At 77.4% G+C, this 1180-nt stretch carries 1 protein-coding gene; it reads left to right on the top strand.

What is annotated here, in order from left to right; all coding sequences use genetic code 11:
• The first annotated feature begins 90 nt into the window (after nucleotides 1-90).
• Nucleotides 91-981 (top strand): TIGR01777 family oxidoreductase, encoded by an 891-nt coding sequence (locus FNQ90_RS23985; protein ID WP_182608263.1) that lies wholly within the window; start codon nucleotides 91-93, stop codon nucleotides 979-981.
• Nucleotides 982-1180 lie beyond the last annotated feature (199 nt).

Here is a 1180-nt window from a genome sequence, read left to right as displayed (position 1 = left end):
GCCGACGCCTCCCGCGGAACCTCCGCGGAGGGCTCCTCCGGGGCCGCGCCGGACCCGCCGCGCCGTGTCGCCGTCACCGGCGCCTCCGGGCTGATCGGCACCGCCCTGGTCCGTTCCCTGCGGGCGGACGGTCACGAGGTCGTCCGCCTCGTCCGTCGCGCGCCCTCCGCTCCCGACGAGGCCCGCTGGGACGCCCGGGCCCGCGATCCGGAGATCACCGCCTCCGCCCTGGAGGGATGTGACGCGGTGGTCCACCTCGCGGGGGCCGGTGTCGGTGACCGGCGGTGGACGGAGTCCTACAAACGCGAGATCCGCGAGAGTCGGGTGCTGGGGACCACCGCCGTGGCGCGGGCCGTCGCGGAGCTCGCGAAGTCCGGGAGCGGACCGCGGGTGTTCCTGTGCGGGAGCGCGATCGGCTTCTACGGCGACACCGGGGAGCGGCGGGTGGACGAGTCCGCGCCGCCGGGCACCGGCTTCCTCCCGGAGGTGTGCGTGGCGTGGGAGGCCGCGGCCGAGCCGGCCGTCGCGGCCGGGGCGCGCACCGTCTTCCTGCGCACCGGGCTGGTGGTCTCCCGTCGGGGTGGGGCCTGGGGGCGGCTGTTCCCGATCTTCCGGGCCGGTGCGGGCGGGCGTCTGGGCGACGGTCGGCAGTACTGGAGCCACATCTCCCTCGCCGATCACGTGGCCGCGATGCGTTTCCTGCTGCGGGAGACCCCCGACGCGCTCTCCGGTCCGGTGAACCTGACCGCGCCGGAGCCGGTGACCAATCGGGAGGCGACAGCGGCGATGGGGCGGGTCCTGGGGCGCCCCACGGTGTTCGCGGTGCCGGGGCCGGCCCTGCGGCTGGCGCTGGGGGAGTTCGCCACGGACGTGCTGGGCAGCCAGCGGGTGGTGCCGCGCCGCCTGCTCGAGGCGGGCTTCCGGTTCGCCCACCCCGGCATCGAGGACGCGGTACGGGCCGCCCTGGAGTCGGACGACTGAGCCCCTGGTCCCCGACCGGGCGGACGGGGGAGCCGCCGGTGGCGCGTTCCGGCCGGGAACGCGCCGCCGGCGGGCCGTTTCGAGTGGTGCGCCCAGCGCGTACGCCCCCACATCGTGCGCCCCCGGTGCCTCCGTGCCCGGTCCGTGCCCGGGCGACCGGATCCCGCCGTCGCCGTACGGTGCGTACCGCCTCCTCCCC

Origin of the sequence: Streptomyces alkaliphilus (genome assembly GCF_014141535.1) — a bacterium.
Taxonomy (GTDB): domain Bacteria; phylum Actinomycetota; class Actinomycetes; order Streptomycetales; family Streptomycetaceae; genus Streptomyces; species Streptomyces alkaliphilus.
This window is presented reverse-complemented; position numbering and strand designations above follow the sequence as displayed.